General features: G+C 59.6%; 16 protein-coding genes and 1 pseudogene. 14 read left to right on the forward strand and 3 right to left on the reverse strand.

The features are described 5' to 3' along the window. Nucleotides 1–215: 215 nt before the first annotated feature. From phaC (GTU76_RS11835) to GTU76_RS11850, 4 genes are all read left to right on the forward strand, one after another. Entirely contained in the window at nucleotides 216–1,895 is a 1,680-nt protein-coding gene (gene phaC, locus GTU76_RS11835; RefSeq protein ID WP_016984596.1) for a class II poly(R)-hydroxyalkanoic acid synthase, read from the forward strand. Between the two features lie 137 nt (nucleotides 1,896–2,032). Next, nucleotides 2,033–2,887 (forward strand): poly(3-hydroxyalkanoate) depolymerase, encoded by an 855-nt coding sequence (gene phaZ, locus GTU76_RS11840; RefSeq protein ID WP_016984597.1) that lies wholly within the window; start codon nucleotides 2,033–2,035, stop codon nucleotides 2,885–2,887. Nucleotides 2,888–3,026: 139 nt separating this feature from the next. Further along, nucleotides 3,027–4,709 carry a class II poly(R)-hydroxyalkanoic acid synthase gene (gene phaC / locus GTU76_RS11845; protein WP_180698684.1) on the forward strand — a complete coding sequence of 561 codons (1,683 nt, stop codon included), beginning with the start codon at nucleotides 3,027–3,029 and terminating at the stop codon, nucleotides 4,707–4,709. A 30-nt stretch (nucleotides 4,710–4,739) separates the two neighbouring features. After that, nucleotides 4,740–5,360: a TetR/AcrR family transcriptional regulator gene (locus GTU76_RS11850; protein WP_016984599.1), complete on the forward strand. Its 621-nt coding sequence runs from the start codon at nucleotides 4,740–4,742 to the stop codon at nucleotides 5,358–5,360. A 268-nt stretch (nucleotides 5,361–5,628) separates the two neighbouring features. Here the strand turns inward: GTU76_RS11850 and GTU76_RS11855 are convergent, their stop codons facing one another. The 3 genes from GTU76_RS11855 to GTU76_RS11865 all read right to left on the reverse strand — a co-directional run bounded on the left by GTU76_RS11855 (nucleotide 5,629) and on the right by GTU76_RS11865 (nucleotide 7,493). Further along, a complete protein-coding gene (locus GTU76_RS11855) occupies nucleotides 5,629–6,552 on the reverse strand; it encodes a phasin family protein (protein ID WP_110719500.1) in 924 nt (307 codons plus the stop codon). A gap of 10 nt (nucleotides 6,553–6,562) precedes the next feature. Continuing rightward, nucleotides 6,563–6,985 carry a phasin family protein gene (locus GTU76_RS11860; RefSeq protein WP_180698685.1) on the reverse strand — a complete coding sequence of 141 codons (423 nt, stop codon included), beginning with the start codon at nucleotides 6,983–6,985 and terminating at the stop codon, nucleotides 6,563–6,565. 232 nt (nucleotides 6,986–7,217) lie between these two features. After that, nucleotides 7,218–7,493: a polyhydroxyalkanoic acid system family protein gene (locus GTU76_RS11865; RefSeq protein ID WP_016984601.1), complete on the reverse strand. Its 276-nt coding sequence runs from the start codon at nucleotides 7,491–7,493 to the stop codon at nucleotides 7,218–7,220. A gap of 166 nt (nucleotides 7,494–7,659) precedes the next feature. On the opposite strand from GTU76_RS11865, the gene ubiE reads away from it, so the two are divergent. The 10 genes and pseudogenes from ubiE to GTU76_RS30585 form a co-directional block, all read left to right on the forward strand. Then, on the forward strand, nucleotides 7,660–8,430 hold the full coding sequence (gene ubiE / locus GTU76_RS11870; RefSeq protein ID WP_008080626.1) for a bifunctional demethylmenaquinone methyltransferase/2-methoxy-6-polyprenyl-1,4-benzoquinol methylase UbiE: 771 nt from the start codon (nucleotides 7,660–7,662) through the stop codon (nucleotides 8,428–8,430). Next, a complete protein-coding gene (locus GTU76_RS11875) occupies nucleotides 8,430–9,053 on the forward strand; it encodes a ubiquinone biosynthesis accessory factor UbiJ (RefSeq protein ID WP_007909360.1) in 624 nt (207 codons plus the stop codon). Before ubiE ends, GTU76_RS11875 begins: the two co-directional genes overlap by 1 nt. Continuing rightward, nucleotides 9,050–10,654 carry a ubiquinone biosynthesis regulatory protein kinase UbiB gene (gene ubiB, locus GTU76_RS11880; protein WP_180698686.1) on the forward strand — a complete coding sequence of 535 codons (1,605 nt, stop codon included), beginning with the start codon at nucleotides 9,050–9,052 and terminating at the stop codon, nucleotides 10,652–10,654. Before GTU76_RS11875 ends, ubiB begins: the two co-directional genes overlap by 4 nt. An 80-nt stretch (nucleotides 10,655–10,734) precedes the next feature. Beyond that, nucleotides 10,735–11,136, forward strand: coding sequence for a phosphoribosyl-AMP cyclohydrolase (gene hisI / locus GTU76_RS11885; RefSeq protein ID WP_007909357.1), 402 nt, complete (start codon nucleotides 10,735–10,737; stop codon nucleotides 11,134–11,136). Continuing rightward, complete coding sequence (locus GTU76_RS11890) at nucleotides 11,129–11,461, forward strand: phosphoribosyl-ATP diphosphatase (RefSeq protein WP_007909355.1); 333 nt, start codon at nucleotides 11,129–11,131, stop codon at nucleotides 11,459–11,461. Before hisI ends, GTU76_RS11890 begins: the two co-directional genes overlap by 8 nt. Nucleotides 11,462–11,486: 25 nt before the next feature. Further along, complete coding sequence (locus tag GTU76_RS11895) at nucleotides 11,487–11,768, forward strand: twin-arginine translocase TatA/TatE family subunit (RefSeq protein ID WP_003220847.1); 282 nt, start codon at nucleotides 11,487–11,489, stop codon at nucleotides 11,766–11,768. A 10-nt stretch (nucleotides 11,769–11,778) separates the two neighbouring features. Continuing rightward, the gene (tatB, locus tag GTU76_RS11900) at nucleotides 11,779–12,228 is read left to right on the forward strand and encodes a Sec-independent protein translocase protein TatB (RefSeq protein ID WP_175552945.1); all 450 of its coding nucleotides are present in this window, start codon (nucleotides 11,779–11,781) and stop codon (nucleotides 12,226–12,228) included. Continuing rightward, nucleotides 12,225–13,016, forward strand: coding sequence for a twin-arginine translocase subunit TatC (tatC, locus tag GTU76_RS11905; protein WP_016984605.1), 792 nt, complete (start codon nucleotides 12,225–12,227; stop codon nucleotides 13,014–13,016). Before tatB ends, tatC begins: the two co-directional genes overlap by 4 nt. Then, the gene (locus tag GTU76_RS11910; protein ID WP_180698687.1) at nucleotides 13,013–13,720 is read left to right on the forward strand and encodes a 16S rRNA (uracil(1498)-N(3))-methyltransferase; all 708 of its coding nucleotides are present in this window, start codon (nucleotides 13,013–13,015) and stop codon (nucleotides 13,718–13,720) included. Before tatC ends, GTU76_RS11910 begins: the two co-directional genes overlap by 4 nt. A 210-nt stretch (nucleotides 13,721–13,930) precedes the next feature. Then, nucleotides 13,931–14,875, forward strand: a pseudogene (locus GTU76_RS30585) (methyl-accepting chemotaxis protein); the annotation flags it as partial. Between the last annotated feature and the right edge of the window lie 71 nt (nucleotides 14,876–14,946).

The following is a 14,946-nucleotide window of genomic DNA, read 5'->3' on the forward strand; positions in this document are numbered from 1 at the left end:
GTTTGAATGCTCCGCTGTATGGCCGAGGATCGGCCTGCTTGCGAAAAAAATTAAACTCGGGTAACCAATGGAGCTGGCAAGTTCCCTGCAGTGCTCTACGACTGTAAAGCAGCTATGCAGAATTAACGGTCACCCGAGCAGTAGTATCTGGCATTGGCTGTGGAACTGCACAGCAGAAAACCGGGTACTCGTCTCAGGACAATGGAGCGTCGTAGATGAGTAACAAGAATAACGATGACCTGAAGTACCAAGCCTCGGAAAACACCCTGGGGCTTAATCCCGTCGTTGGGCTACGCGGAAAGGATCTGCTGGCCTCTGCTCGTATGGTGCTGAAACAGGCCATCAGACAACCGATCCATAGCGTCAAGCACGTCACCCATTTCGGCCTCGAACTGAAGAACGTGTTGTTTGGCAAATCCGAACTGCAACCGGCTGGCGATGACCGTCGCTTCGCTGATCCTGCGTGGAGCCAGAACCCGCTCTACAAACGTTATCTGCAAACTTACCTGGCGTGGCGCAAGGAACTTCATGCCTGGATCGACGACAGCAGCCTCTCTCCCAAAGACATCGCACGTGGCCACTTCGTCATCAACCTGATGACCGAAGCCATGGCCCCAACCAACACGGCGGCCAATCCGGCGGCGGTGAAACGCTTTTTCGAAACCGGCGGCAAAAGCCTGCTCGACGGCCTCTCGCATCTGGCCAAGGATCTGGTGCATAACGGCGGCATGCCGAGCCAGGTCAACATGGGCGCGTTCGAAGTCGGCAAAAGCCTCGGTGTCACCGAAGGCGCGGTGGTGTTTCGCAACGACGTGCTGGAGCTGATCCAGTACAAGCCGATCACCGAGCAAGTCCACGAGCGTCCATTGCTGGTGGTGCCGCCGCAGATCAACAAGTTCTATGTATTCGATTTGAGTCCCGACAAAAGTCTGGCGCGCTTCTGCCTGCGCAATAACGTGCAGACGTTCATCGTCAGCTGGCGCAATCCGACCAAGGCCCAGCGTGAGTGGGGCCTGTCGACGTATATCGATGCGCTGAAAGAAGCAGTCGACGTGGTCACCGCGATCACCGGCAGCAAAGACGTGAACATGCTCGGCGCCTGCTCCGGCGGCATCACCTGCACCGCCCTGCTCGGCCACTACGCGGCGATCGGCGAGAAGAAGGTCAATGCCCTCACGCTGCTGGTCAGCGTGCTCGACACGACGCTGGACAGCGACGTCGCGCTGTTCGTCGACGAGCAGACCCTGGAGACCGCCAAGCGCCACTCGTACCAGGCCGGCGTGCTCGAAGGCAAAGACATGGCCAAGGTCTTTGCGTGGATGCGCCCGAACGATCTGATCTGGAACTACTGGGTCAACAACTACCTGCTCGGCAACGAGCCGCCGGTGTTCGACATTCTGTTCTGGAACAATGACACCACGCGGTTGCCGGCGGCGTTCCACGGCGACCTGATCGAGATGTTCAAAAACAACCCACTGATCCGCCCGAATGCACTGGAAGTGTGCGGCACAGCGATCGACCTCAAGCAGGTCACGGCCGACATCTTCTCGCTGGCCGGCACCAACGACCACATCACACCGTGGAAGTCATGCTACAAGTCGGCGCAGTTGTTCGGCGGCAAAGTCGAATTCGTGCTGTCGAGCAGCGGGCACATCCAGAGCATTCTGAACCCGCCGGGCAACCCGAAATCGCGTTACATGACTGGCGAAGAAATGGCGGCCAATGCCGATGAGTGGCAAGAAAACTCGACCAAGCACACCGATTCCTGGTGGCTGTACTGGCAAGCGTGGCAGGCCGAGCGCTCGGGCAACCTGAAAAAGGCCCCGCTGAAACTGGGCAACAAGGCGTATCCGGCGGGTGAAGCCTCGCCGGGCACTTACGTTCACGAGCGGTAAAACCTGTGGGAGCGAGCTTGCTCGCGAAAGCGTCGTGTCAGTCACCATCAATGTTGAATGATTGATCGCATTCGCGAGCAAGCTCGCTCCCACAGTTATAAATTTGAGAAACAGACTCCATCCACAGGGCCTGAAGCATGCCGCAACCGTTCATATTCCGTACCGTCGATCTGGATGGTCAAACCATCCGTACGGCGGTGCGCCCCGGCAAGCCTCACTTGACGCCCTTGCTGATTTTCAACGGCATCGGCGCCAACCTGGAGCTGGTGTTTCCGTTTGTCGCGGCGCTGGACCCGGATCTCGAAGTGATCGCCTTCGACGTGCCCGGTGTCGGCGGCTCGTCCACGCCTAATCGGCCATATCGCTTTCCCGGTCTGGCCAAGCTGACCTCGCGCATGCTCGATTACCTCGACTACGGGCAGGTCAACGTCATCGGCGTGTCGTGGGGTGGCGCACTTGCGCAGCAGTTCGCTTACGACTACCCCGAGCGCTGCAAGAAACTGGTGCTGGCGGCCACCGCTGCCGGTGCCGTGATGGTGCCGGGCAAGCCGAAAGTGCTGTGGATGATGGCCAGTCCACGGCGCTACATCCAGCCGTCCCACGTGATCCGCATCGCCCCGCTGATCTACGGTGGCTCGTTCCGTCGCGACCCGACCCTGGCCGCCAGCCACGCCGCGAAAGTGCGTTCGGCAGGCAAGCTCGGTTATTACTGGCAACTGTTCGCCGGCCTCGGCTGGACCAGCATTCACTGGCTGCACAAGATCCATCAGCCGACGCTGGTGCTGGCCGGTGATGACGATCCGCTGATCCCGCTGATCAACATGCGCATGCTCGCCTGGCGCATTCCCAACGCGCAACTGCACATCATCGACGACGGCCACCTGTTCCTGATTACCCGCGCCGAAGCGGTGGCGCCGATCATCATGAAATTCCTCCAGGAGGAACGTCAGCGGGCGGTGATGCACCCGCATCCGACACCGCTCGGCGGCTAACCCCGGCGGCAGGCTTTATGCAAGCCTTTAGTAAAGAGTGCGCGGCAGGACGCCGCGCAGGCAGTAACCCGTAACAGCGTCTATGGTGTTCTGGTTCGGTGAGTGTGTTTTTGGCCTGAAGACGAAGGAGTGTTGAGTCATGCGCGACAAACCAGCGACGGGCGTAGTGCCCAGCCCCGCCGTGTTCATCAATGCACAAAGTGCGATCACCGGCCTGCGTGGGCGGGATTTGATCTCGACCTTGCGCATTGTCGCCGCCCACGGTCTGCGCAACCCGATCCACAGTGCGAAGCATGCCTTGAAACTCGGCGGCCAATTGGGCCGCGTATTGCTCGGCGAGACCCTGCACCCAACCAACCCGAACGACAGCCGTTTCGCCGATCCGGCATGGAGCCTCAATCCGTTTTACCGGCGCAGCCTGCAGGCCTATCTGGCCTGGCAGAAGCAGGTCAAAAGCTGGATCGATGAAAGCAACATGAGCCCGGACGATCGCGCTCGTGCGCACTTCGCCTTCACCCTGCTCAACGACGCCGTGGCGCCCTCCAACACCCTGCTCAATCCGCTGGCGGTCAAGGAGCTGTTCAACTCCGGTGGACACAGTCTGGTGCACGGCCTCAGCCATTTATTCGATGACTTGCTGCACAACGACGGCCTGCCGCGCCAGGTTACCAAACAGGCTTTCGAGGTCGGCAAGACCGTCGCCACCACCACCGGTTCGGTGGTGTTTCGCAACGAGATGCTGGAGCTGATCCAGTACAAACCGATGAGCGAAAAGCAGTACGCCAAACCGCTGCTGGTGGTGCCGCCGCAAATCAACAAGTACTACATTTTCGACCTCAGCCCGCAGAACAGCTTCGTCCAGTACGCGCTGAAAAACGGTTTGCAGACCTTCATGATCAGTTGGCGCAATCCCGATGTGCGCCATCGCGAATGGGGCCTGTCGACCTACGTTGAGGCGGTGGAAGAAGCGATGAACATCTGCCGGGCGATCACCGGCGCCCGCGAGGTCAACCTGATGGGCGCCTGCGCCGGCGGGCTGACCATCGCCGCCCTGCAAGGCCATTTGCAGGCCAAGCGGCAGCTGCGCCGCGTCTCCAGCGCGACCTATCTGGTCAGCCTGCTCGACAGTGAAATCGAAACCTCAGCCACTCTGTTCGCCGATGAGCAAACCCTCGAAGCAGCCAAGCGCCGTTCCTATCAGAAAGGCGTGCTCGACGGTCGCGACATGGCCAAGGTCTTCGCCTGGATGCGCCCCAACGATTTGATCTGGAGCTACTTCGTCAACAATTACCTGCTGGGCAAAGAGCCGCCGGCCTTCGACATTCTCTACTGGAACAACGACAACACGCGTCTGCCGGCGGCGTTTCACGGCGACCTGCTGGACTTCTTCAAGCACAACCCACTGACCCATCCGGGCGGGCTGGAAGTGTGCGGCACGCCGATCGATCTGCAAAAAGTCACCGTCGACAGCTTCAGCGTCGCCGGCATGAATGACCACATCACGCCGTGGGATGCGGTGTATCGCTCGACCCTGCTGCTCGGTGGCGAGCGGCGTTTCGTACTGTCCAACAGCGGCCATGTGCAGAGCATCCTCAACCCGCCGAGCAACCCGAAAGCTGCCTACGTCGAGAACGGCAAGATGAGCAGCGACCCGCGTGCCTGGTACTACGACGGCAAACACGTCGACGGCAGTTGGTGGCCGCAGTGGCTGGAATGGATTCAACAGCGCTCCGGTGCCCAGCACGAAACCACGTTTACCCTCGGCAATCCGAACTATCCACCGATGGAGGCCGCGCCCGGGACTTACGTGCGTGTGCGCTGACGCTTAACCGAACTTTTCTAAGAAGACTGGATGAAAACCCGCGACCGGATTCTCGAATGTGCTTTGCAACTGTTCAACGAAAAGGGCGAGCCGAACGTCTCCACCATGGAGGTGGCCAACGAAATGGGCATCAGCCCGGGCAACCTCTATTACCACTTCCACGGCAAGGAACCGCTGATTCTCGGGTTGTTCGAACGCTTCCAGAATGAACTGGCGCCACTGCTCGATCCGCCACCGGATGTGGAACTGGCGCCGGAGGATTACTGGCTGTTTTTGCACTTGATTGTCGAGCGGTTGGCGCAGTATCGGTTCCTGTTTCAGGACCTGTCGAACTTGGCCGGACGCTTGCCGAAGCTGGCCAAAGGGATTCGACAGCTACTCAATGCGCTGAAGCGTACGCTGGCGTCGTTGTTGGCGCGGTTGAAGGCTGCGGGGCAGTTGGTCAGTGATACGCAGGCGTTGGGGCAGTTGGTTGAGCAGATCACCATGACGTTGCTGTTTTCGCTGGATTATCAGCGGATTCTTGATCGTGAAGGGGAAGTTCGATTAGTCGTCTACCAGATCATGATGCTGGTGGCGCCGCATTTGTTGCCGCCGGTTAAGGTCGCCACGGAGCGGATGGCTCTTCAGTATCTTGAAGACCATGACTGAATCAAAAGCCCCTCACCCTAGCCCTCCCGAAACGTCGGACCGCCCGGAGGGAGAGGGAACTGAATGGGGGATATTCGGAAATTACGCCGACCTGATAGTGCATTACCGAATCCATAATCGATAAGGCCTTTCAGGTCGGCGTATAGCGTGAGACACCTCGTTCGGTCCCCTCTCCCTCTGGGAGAGGGCTAGGGTGAGGGGCTGTTGGAATTCAGATACAAAAACGCCCGACCTTCACAGGCCGGGCGTTTTTTTTTGTCCTGAAGAATCAGGACTGACTGGTTGGCGTCGACGGCGTCGATGCAGCAGTCGGGGTGGCCGCCGGAGTCGGTGCTGCGGCGGAGTTCGACGCACTTACCGGAGCTGCCGGGGTGGCCGGCTTGGCGGCAGCAGGTGCTGCTGGCTTCGGCGCAGCGGCTTTCGGTGCGGCCGGTTTTTTCACCGCTGGTTTCTTCGCCGCAGCAGGTTTCGCTGCAGGCTTGGCAGCCGGTTTGGCGGCAGCGGTTTTCGCTGCTGGCTTGGCGGCAGGTTTTGCGGCAGTTTTGGCCGCAGGTTTCGCTGCCGGTTTCGCAGCGGCTTTGGCGGCAACCGGTTTGGCTGCTGCTTTTGCTGCTGGCTTGGCGGCAGCGGTTTTCGCAGCCGGTTTAGCCGCAGCTTTTGCAGCAGGTTTAGCTGCCGCTTTGGCCAGTGGCTTGGCAGCAGACTTGGCCGCGGGTTTGGCCGCAGCCGTTTTCGCTGCCGGTTTTGCCGCAGCGGTTTTCGCCGCCACAGGCTGGGCTTTCAGACCGGTGAGTTTTTCGATCTGTTTGGTCAGTGTGTCGACCTTGCTGTTGAGCGCTTTGACTTCATTGCGGCTCGGTACACCCAGGCGCGAGATCGCGCTGTTCAGGCGCTTGTCGAAAGCCCCTTCCAGCTCGTCCCATTTGCCCAGTGCGCGATCTTTCACGCCGCTGATGCGCGACTTGGCCGAAGAAGCGGAGTCCTTGGCGGCATCGACTTTTTTGCCGACTGCGGACTTGGTGAGCTTCTCGGCTTTCTCGCCGTCTTTGACCAATGTATCGAAGAGCTTGCTGCCGTCAGTGTCGATCTTCGAGTACACGCCTAAACCAGCCAGCCAGATTTTGCGGGAGTAGTCTTCGACTTTCCCGATCCACGAGCTGCCTTCTTTATCGGTGTTCTTTTTACCAGCCATCCCGTTCTCCTTAAGATTTACGCGCGACGCGTTCGAGCAATGCCGTCAGCTCATCGAGCTTAGCAGAGAGTGTCTCAACGTCATGTTTAGACGGAATGCCGATACGATTCAAGGCGCTTGCTACGCGGGAGTCGAATGCCTTCTCGACCTTGTCGAGTTGAACTTCGACACGACCTTTGAAAGAACTTACTTCGCTCTTGGCTTCATCGATCTCGGCGTTGGCCGCTTCGAGTTTTTCGGTGACGGCTTTTTTGCCTTTCTTTTCAACAGTTTGACCAGTCTTGATCAACTCTTGAAAGTAGTCGCTGCCCTCTTGGCCGACCTTGGCGTAGGCACCCAGGCCTGCCAGCCAGATCTTGCGGGCATAGGATTTGACGTCGCTCAGAGCGGTTGTCGAAGCGTCGATTTTTTTCTTCAAAATTACTTTGGCCATGGTGCACCTCACGCGCAGAAGGTTTGAGGAACTGCCCGGGAAAGTGTCGGGCTCAGGCACAAAGTAAGGAGATAAATTAGAAACGGCACCCTAACAACTGACATGAACCTCAGGCCTTGCACAAAACAAATGTAGGAGTGAGCCTGCTCGCGATGGCGGTGTATCAGTCAAAAATGATGTCGACTGACCGAGCGCTATCGCGAGCAGGCTCACTCCTACAGGGGATCGTGTTTCAGACCAGAGCTTTGTCGAGCGCCTTCTCGATCTCGGCTTTGATCATGCCGCTCATGGCCGACATCATGATGCCCAGTTCCACGTCGACCTTGATCGAATCGTCCGCCACATGCACTGCGCCTTTCACGCCCGAGCGTTTGAGGTTCAGGGTGTCGCCGGCCCATTGCGGCTCCAGGCCATATTGCTCGGAAAGTTTCTGCGCCAGCTTGTCGGCCTTCTCGCGGGCGGCTTCCTTGCCCAGATTGTGGGCACGCTCAACAGTGATTTTGGCCATTGATTGACTCCTGCTTTTTGAATGGGGCGAAAAAGATGTGTCGGTAAATCTTGACCGCCGCTGCGGCAAATCGTCCCGAAGGTTGCCCATCTTACCTTTAGCCATTCCAAGACAAAGCATGGCTTGGGGATTAGAATGTCGCGCATTCTCTTTTGGTGACAGCGATATGACTGATCAGCGCAAAGGCAGCGATGCCGAACCCACCACTCACTTCGGCTTCAAAAACGTTCCGGAAAGCCAGAAAGCGGAAAAAGTCGCTGAGGTTTTCCACTCGGTAGCCGCCAAGTACGACCTGATGAACGACCTTCTGTCGGGCGGCATGCACCGGCTGTGGAAGCGTTTCGCGATCGAACTGTCGGGCGTGCGCAGCGGTAACCGCGTGCTGGACATCGCCGGAGGTACCGGCGACCTGACCAAAAAGTTCTCGCACCTGGTCGGCCCTACCGGTCAGGTGGTATTGGCCGACATCAACGAATCGATGCTCAAGGTCGGTCGTGACCGCCTGCTCGATCTGGGTGTCGCCGGCAACGTCGAATTCGTCCAGGCGGACGCGGAAAAACTGCCGTTCCCGGATAATCACTTCGACTGCGTGACCATCGCCTTCGGCCTGCGCAACGTGACGCATAAAGAAGACGCCCTGCGTTCGATGCTGCGCGTGCTCAAGCCCGGCGGACGCCTGCTGGTGCTGGAATTCTCCAAGCCGACCAACGCGCTGATGTCGAAAGCCTACGACGCCTACTCGTTCGCCTTCATGCCACTGATGGGCAAGCTGATCACCAACGACTCGGAAAGTTATCGCTACCTGGCCGAATCGATCCGCATGCACCCGAATCAGGAAACCCTGAAGTCGATGATGGTCGACGCCGGTTTTGACCGCGTGACCTATCACAACATGACCGCAGGCATCGTCGCCCTGCACCGCGGCATCAAGCCCTGATGCTGCTCACCGGGCTGCTCGCCAGCGTTGAACTCGGCCTCAACCGGGTGCTGCGTCTCGACAGCACGGCGCTGCCGCGGCTGGCGCATTTGACCGGCAAGGTGATTGCCGTCGACTGCCGCAGCCCGGCGCTGCAACTGTTCATTCTGCCGAGCGACGAAGGTCTGATGCTGGCCTCGCACTGGGAAACCGGTGTCGACTGCACCCTGCGTGCGCCGGCGTCGAGCCTGATCAAACTGGCCGTGAGCAAAGACAAGACCGCGGTGCTGCACGCCCCGGAAGTCGAACTTGATGGCGACAGCGGCGTGCTGCTGGAGCTGGCCGGTGTGCTGCAAGACCTTGAGCTGGACTGGGAGTACGAACTCTCGCGCTGGCTCGGCCCGGTCGCCACGCAACTGGTCGGTGGCCATCTGCGCAGCCGCGCACGCTGGTATCAACAAGGATTTGCCAGCCTCAACCAGAATCTCGCCGAATACCTCGCCGAAGAATCGCGCACCCTCGTCGGGCAGCGCGAAGCCGAAGCGCGGTTCAGCGAACTGGACCGGATCAAACTTGATCTGGAACGTCTCGAGGCGCGTTTCGAGCGCCTTTCCCGATCCCTCGACCCAAGCGATAACGCATGAAGCTGCTTGCCGTCCGCCGTCTGTTGCGCATCCAGCGCGTCGTGATCCGCTACCGCCTCGATGACCTGCTGTTCGATCTGCCGTTGCCGTGGTTCCTTCTGGCGCTGCGCTTTGTGCTGCCGTGGCGCTGGTTCCCGCGCAAGCCACTGGATCTGAGTCGGGGTGCGCGTTTGCGCCTGGCGTTGCAGGATCTCGGGCCGATTTTCATCAAGTTCGGGCAGATTCTTTCGACCCGCCGCGACCTGTTGCCGGAAGACATCGCCGATGAGCTGATGCTGTTGCAGGACCGCGTGCCGCCGTTCGATTCGCAGCTGTCGATCAAGCTGATCGAAGAACAGCTGGGCAAGAAGATCAGCGACGTGTTCAGCCGTTTCGACGTCGAACCGCTCGCCTCGGCCTCGGTGGCGCAAGTGCATGCCGCGCAGCTGAAAACCGGCGAGGAAGTCGTAGTCAAAGTGATCCGCCCGGGCCTGAAGCCGATCATCGCGCAGGATCTGGCGTGGCTGTTCATCCTCGCCCGCGCCGCCGAAAAACTCTCGGCCGACGCGCGTCTGCTGCACCCGGTCGATGTGGTCCAGGACTACGAAAAAACCATCTACGACGAATTGGATCTGCTGCGCGAAGCGGCCAACGCCAGCCAGTTGAAGCGCAACTTCGAAGGCTCGCCGCTGCTCTACGTGCCGCAAGTCTATTGGGACTGGTGCCGGCCGAAAGTGCTGGTGATGGAACGCATCTACGGCATTCAGGTGACCGATCTGGCGACTCTCGCCGATCAGCGCACCGACATGAAAATGCTCGCCGAACGCGGTGTGGAGATCTTCTTCACTCAGGTGTTCCGCGACAGTTTCTTCCATGCCGACATGCATCCCGGCAACATCTTCGTCAGCACCGTCAATCCGTGGAGCCCGCAGTACATTGCGATCGACTGCGGCATCGTCGGCAGCCTGACCCCGGAAGACCAGGATTATCTGGCGCGCAACCTGTTCGCGTTCTTCAAGCGTGATTATCGCCGCGTGGCGCAATTGCACATCGATTCGGGTTGGGTGCCGGCGGAAACCAAACTCAACGAATTCGAAGCGGCGATCCGCACCGTGTGCGAACCGATCTTCGAAAAACCGTTAAAAGATATTTCATTTGGCCAGGTGCTGATGCGCCTGTTCCAGACCGCGCGACGCTTCAACATGGAAGTGCAGCCGCAACTGGTGCTGCTGCAAAAGACCCTGCTGAACATCGAAGGCCTCGGCCGTCAGCTGTACCCGGATCTGGACCTGTGGAACACCGCGCAGCCATTCCTCGAACGCTGGATGCGCGAGCGCGTCAGCCCGAAAGCCTTGCTGGGCAACGTGCAGAGCCAGTTTGAACAACTGCCGCATCTGGCGAATATGGCTCGTGATCTGCTCGAACGCATGTCGCAACCACACGCCTACGACCCGCCACCGCCATGGCACAAACGCAAGGATGACTGGTTCCTGCGCCTGCTCGGTTGCGCGCATCTGGCCGGCGGGGTGATCCTCTCCATCGGTGGCCCATTGCACGAATTGGGGCATTGGCCGGCGGGAATCATGGTGGCAGTCGGCTTGTATCTGGTCGTTCGCCGATAGCCAGTTTCGTGATCGGCTGGCACACTGTTTCAACGCCTGAACCCGACTATTGAAGTGTGGGTTCGCTGTCGGAGTCGAAGATGAAAAACTGGTTGGACGAGATCAAGTGGGACGCTGATGGCCTGGTGCCGGCGATTGCCCAGGATCACAAGACCGGACGCGTGCTGATGATGGCCTGGATGAACCGCGAAGCGCTCGAACTGACCGCTGCGGAAAACCGTGCCATCTACTGGTCACGTTCCCGTGGCAAGCTGTGGCGCAAAGGCGAAGAGTCCGGCCATGTGCAGACGCTGCATGAAATGCGTCTGGACTGTGATGCCGACGTGATCATCCTGATGGTTGAACAGATCGGCGACATCGCTTGCCATACCGGCCGTCAAAGCTGCTTTTACCGTGTCTTCGAAAACGGCGACTGGAAAACCGTCGATCCGGTGCTGAAAGACCCGCACGCTATCTATTCCGCAGGACACAAACATGAGTGACACCCTGACCCGCCTGGCCGAAGTGCTCGAAGAGCGCAAAGGCGCAGCCGCCGACAGCTCTTATGTGGCTAGTCTGTATCACAAGGGTTTGAACAAGATTCTGGAGAAAGTCGGCGAAGAGTCGGTCGAAACCATTATTGCCGCCAAGGACGCCGCCATCAGCGGCGACTGCAGCGACGTGATCTACGAGACCGCCGACCTGTGGTTCCACAGCATGGTCATGCTCGCCCAACTGGGGCAGCATCCGCAGGCCGTGCTGGATGAACTGGATCGTCGCTTTGGCCTGTCCGGACACGTCGAGAAAGCCTCGCGTCCGTCCGCCTGAACAATTTTTAGAGAGGAACAGCAACATGGGCATTTTTGACTGGAAACACTGGATCGTCATTCTGGTTGTCGTGGTGCTGGTGTTCGGCACCAAGAAACTGAAAAACCTCGGCACCGACGTTGGCGAATCGATCAAGGGCTTCCGCAAAGCCATGAACGACGATGAAAAACCGGCCGCTGATCCAACCGTGACGCCTGCGCAGCCAGTGCCACCGGTACAGCCGCAAGCCACCGCTCAGGCCAATCCGCCGCACACCATCGACGTGCAGGCGCAGAAAGTCGAAGAGCCGATCCGCAAAGACGTGTGAGCACTGACTAATGTTTGGTATCAGCTTCTCTGAACTGCTGCTGGTCGGCCTCGTGGCCCTGCTGGTGCTGGGTCCCGAGCGTCTGCCGGGCGCTGCGCGTACCGCTGGCCTGTGGGTCGGACGACTGAAGCGCAGCTTCAACGCGATCAAACAGGAAGTAGAACGTGAAATCGGTGCCGACGAGATCCGTCGGCAACTGCACAACGAGCACATTCTGTCGCTGGAGCAGGAAGCGCGGAAGATCTTCAGCCCGGTTCAGCAGGAGCCGACACCGGTTGAGCATGTGGGCGAGCAGACGATTCATGCGCCAACCACGCCCGTTGCACCTGCACCTGCTGCCGTTGTAGCGCCGACAGAACCAGTGCCCGCTGCTGACACTTCAGTTGAACATGTAGCTCCGACTGCCGCGCCGATCACACCCGCGCCTCACGACACCACTTTGCCGCCGCGAGCCCCATGAGCGATCTCCCCGAAAACGACCAGCACATGCCGCTGGTTTCGCACCTCACCGAGTTGCGCACCCGCCTGCTGCGTTGTGTGGCGGCGATCTTCATCATCTTCGCCGGGCTGTTTGCGTTCACCCAGCAGATCTACACCTTCGTCTCGACGCCGCTGCGCCAGTACCTGCCGGTCGGCGCGACGATGATCGCCACCGACGTGTCGTCGCCGTTCCTGACGCCGCTGAAGCTGACGATGATGGTTTCGCTGTTCCTCGCGATCCCGGTGATCCTGCATCAGATCTGGGGCTTTATCGCACCGGGTCTGTACAAACATGAGAAACGCATCGCGGTGCCACTGCTGGTGTCGAGCATTCTGCTGTTCTACACCGGCATGGCGTTCGCCTATTACTTCGTGTTCCCGCTGATCTTCAAGTTCTTCGCCGCAGCCACCCCGGCCGGCGTGGAAATGATGACCGACATCGCCAGTTACCTCGATTTCGTCATGACGCTGTTCTTCGCCTTCGGCGTGGCGTTCGAGATCCCGGTGGCCGTGGTGCTGCTGGTATGGATCGGCGTGGTCGACGTCAAATACCTGAAGAAGATCCGCCCGTACGTGATCATCGGCTGCTTCGTGGTCGGCATGATCCTGACGCCGCCGGACATCTTCTCGCAGACCCTGCTGGCCGTGCCGATGTGGATGCTGTTTGAAATCGGCATTCTGTTCGGTGGTTTGATCAGCAAGCGCGAACGCCCGGACGAGAACCCGGCCGACGACCACAACGACCAGCCGCCAGCGACCCAGGCATGAACCTGCTGTTGCTCGAAGAGGCCGATTTCATTGCGGTCGACCGCGTAGTGCTGCGTGATCGACGCCTGACCCATATGCAGGAAGTTCACCGTTCGGAAGTCGGTGACAACCTGCGCGTCGGCCGCATCAACGGGCTGATGGGTTCGGCTGAGTTGCTGCGCCTCGAAGCGGGTGAAGCCGAATTGCGCGTCTGCATCGATCAGCCGCCCCCGGCAAAGCTGCCGTTGACCCTGGTATTGGCGCTGCCCCGCCCGAAAATGCTCCGCCGGGTGTTCCAGACCGTGGCGACCATGGGCGTGTCGAAGGTGATTCTGGTCAACAGCTATCGGGTCGAGAAGAGCTTCTGGCAAACGCCGTTTCTTGAGCCTGAGGCGATTCGCGACAATTTGATCCTCGGCCTCGAACAGGCCCGCGATACCGTGCTGCCGGAAATCATCATCGAGAAGCGCTTCAAGCCGTTTGTTGAGGATCGGCTGCCGGCGATTACCGAAGGCACCCTCGGTCTGGTCGGCCATCCCGGTAACTATCCACCGTGCCCACGCGCGCTCAGCGAACCAGTGACGTTGGCCATCGGCCCTGAAGGCGGCTGGATCCCCTACGAAATCGATCTGCTGGCCAAGTCCGGCCTGCATCCGGTGCAATTGGGTGATCGAATTCTGCGCGTCGAAACCGCCGTCACCGCCCTGCTCGCCCGGCTCTTCTGATTCTGCGCACCGGATAAATGGTGTTACAGATTGCCATCATTCGGCCGATACCCTCTCCATAAGTCCAATTAGTGGTCCGAAGGGAGTGGTCGCATGTACCGTTGGTTAGCCGAGAATCTTGGGAACGTCAGCGTCAAACGCAAGCTGGGCATCGGTTTCGGCCTGGTGCTGTTGCTGACACTGTTGATCACCTTCACCGGCTGGACCGGTATGAGCGGCATCATCAGCCGCGGTGACAAACTCGGGTTTATCTCCAGCCTTAACGAGCTGACCAAGGACCTGCGCCTGGCACGTCTGGACTACGAAGCACGCCGTGGCGAACAAGGCCCGGGCGCGGTCACCGATCTGCTGAACAAACTCGACAGCGGCCTGCAAACCGCACGCAGCCTGATTGAACAGCCGTCCGACGCGGCGATGGTCGATCAACAGCTGGCCGCCGTCGCCGAGTACAAACGCGCCTTTGCCGACATGACCCAGGCCACCGTGCAGCGCGAGGATGCCCGCAGCAAACTCGGCGCCAGTGCCGACAATGCCGTGGCGAAAGTCGCCGAAGTGGAAAAATCCATGCTGGCGGGTGACAGCGTCGCGCAATTCAACAGCGTGATCGAGCTGAGCAAACTCTTGCAGCAAGCGCGTTATCAGGTGCGCGGCTACACCTACAGCGGCAAGGCCGAAGCCGAGCAACCGGCCCTCGACGCCATCGACAACGCCCTGAAAAACCTCGACAGCCTGCCGGCAAAACTGCCGGAACAGCACATTGCCAACCTGAAACAAGCCACGGACTCGATCAAAGCCTATCGCGCAGCGGTTGCGCAGTTCCGCGACTCGCAGGTCAACAACGCCAAGGCCGCCGCGCGCATGTCGACTCAGGGTGACATCCTCATCGACGTCAGCAAGAAGCTCACTGAATCGCAAACCGTGGTGCGTGACACCGATGCCGCGCACGCCAAGAACATGCTGATCATCGCCACCCTGCTGGCCGTTGCGTTCGGCCTGCTGGCCGCTTGGGCGATCACTCGCCAGATCATCATCCCGCTGAACCAGACCCTGAAAGTCGCCGAGCGCGTCGCTGCCGGTGACCTGACGCACAACCTGGTCTCCCTGCGTCGCGACGAGCTCGGTCAATTGCAGCGCTCGATGCAGAGCATGACCCAGGGTCTGCGCGAACTGGTGGGCGGCATCAGCGATGGCGTCACCCAGATCGCCAGCGCCGCTGAAGAGCTGTC

The sequence above is a fragment of the Pseudomonas crudilactis genome (assembly GCF_013433315.1).
GTDB lineage: Bacteria > Pseudomonadota > Gammaproteobacteria > Pseudomonadales > Pseudomonadaceae > Aquipseudomonas > Aquipseudomonas crudilactis.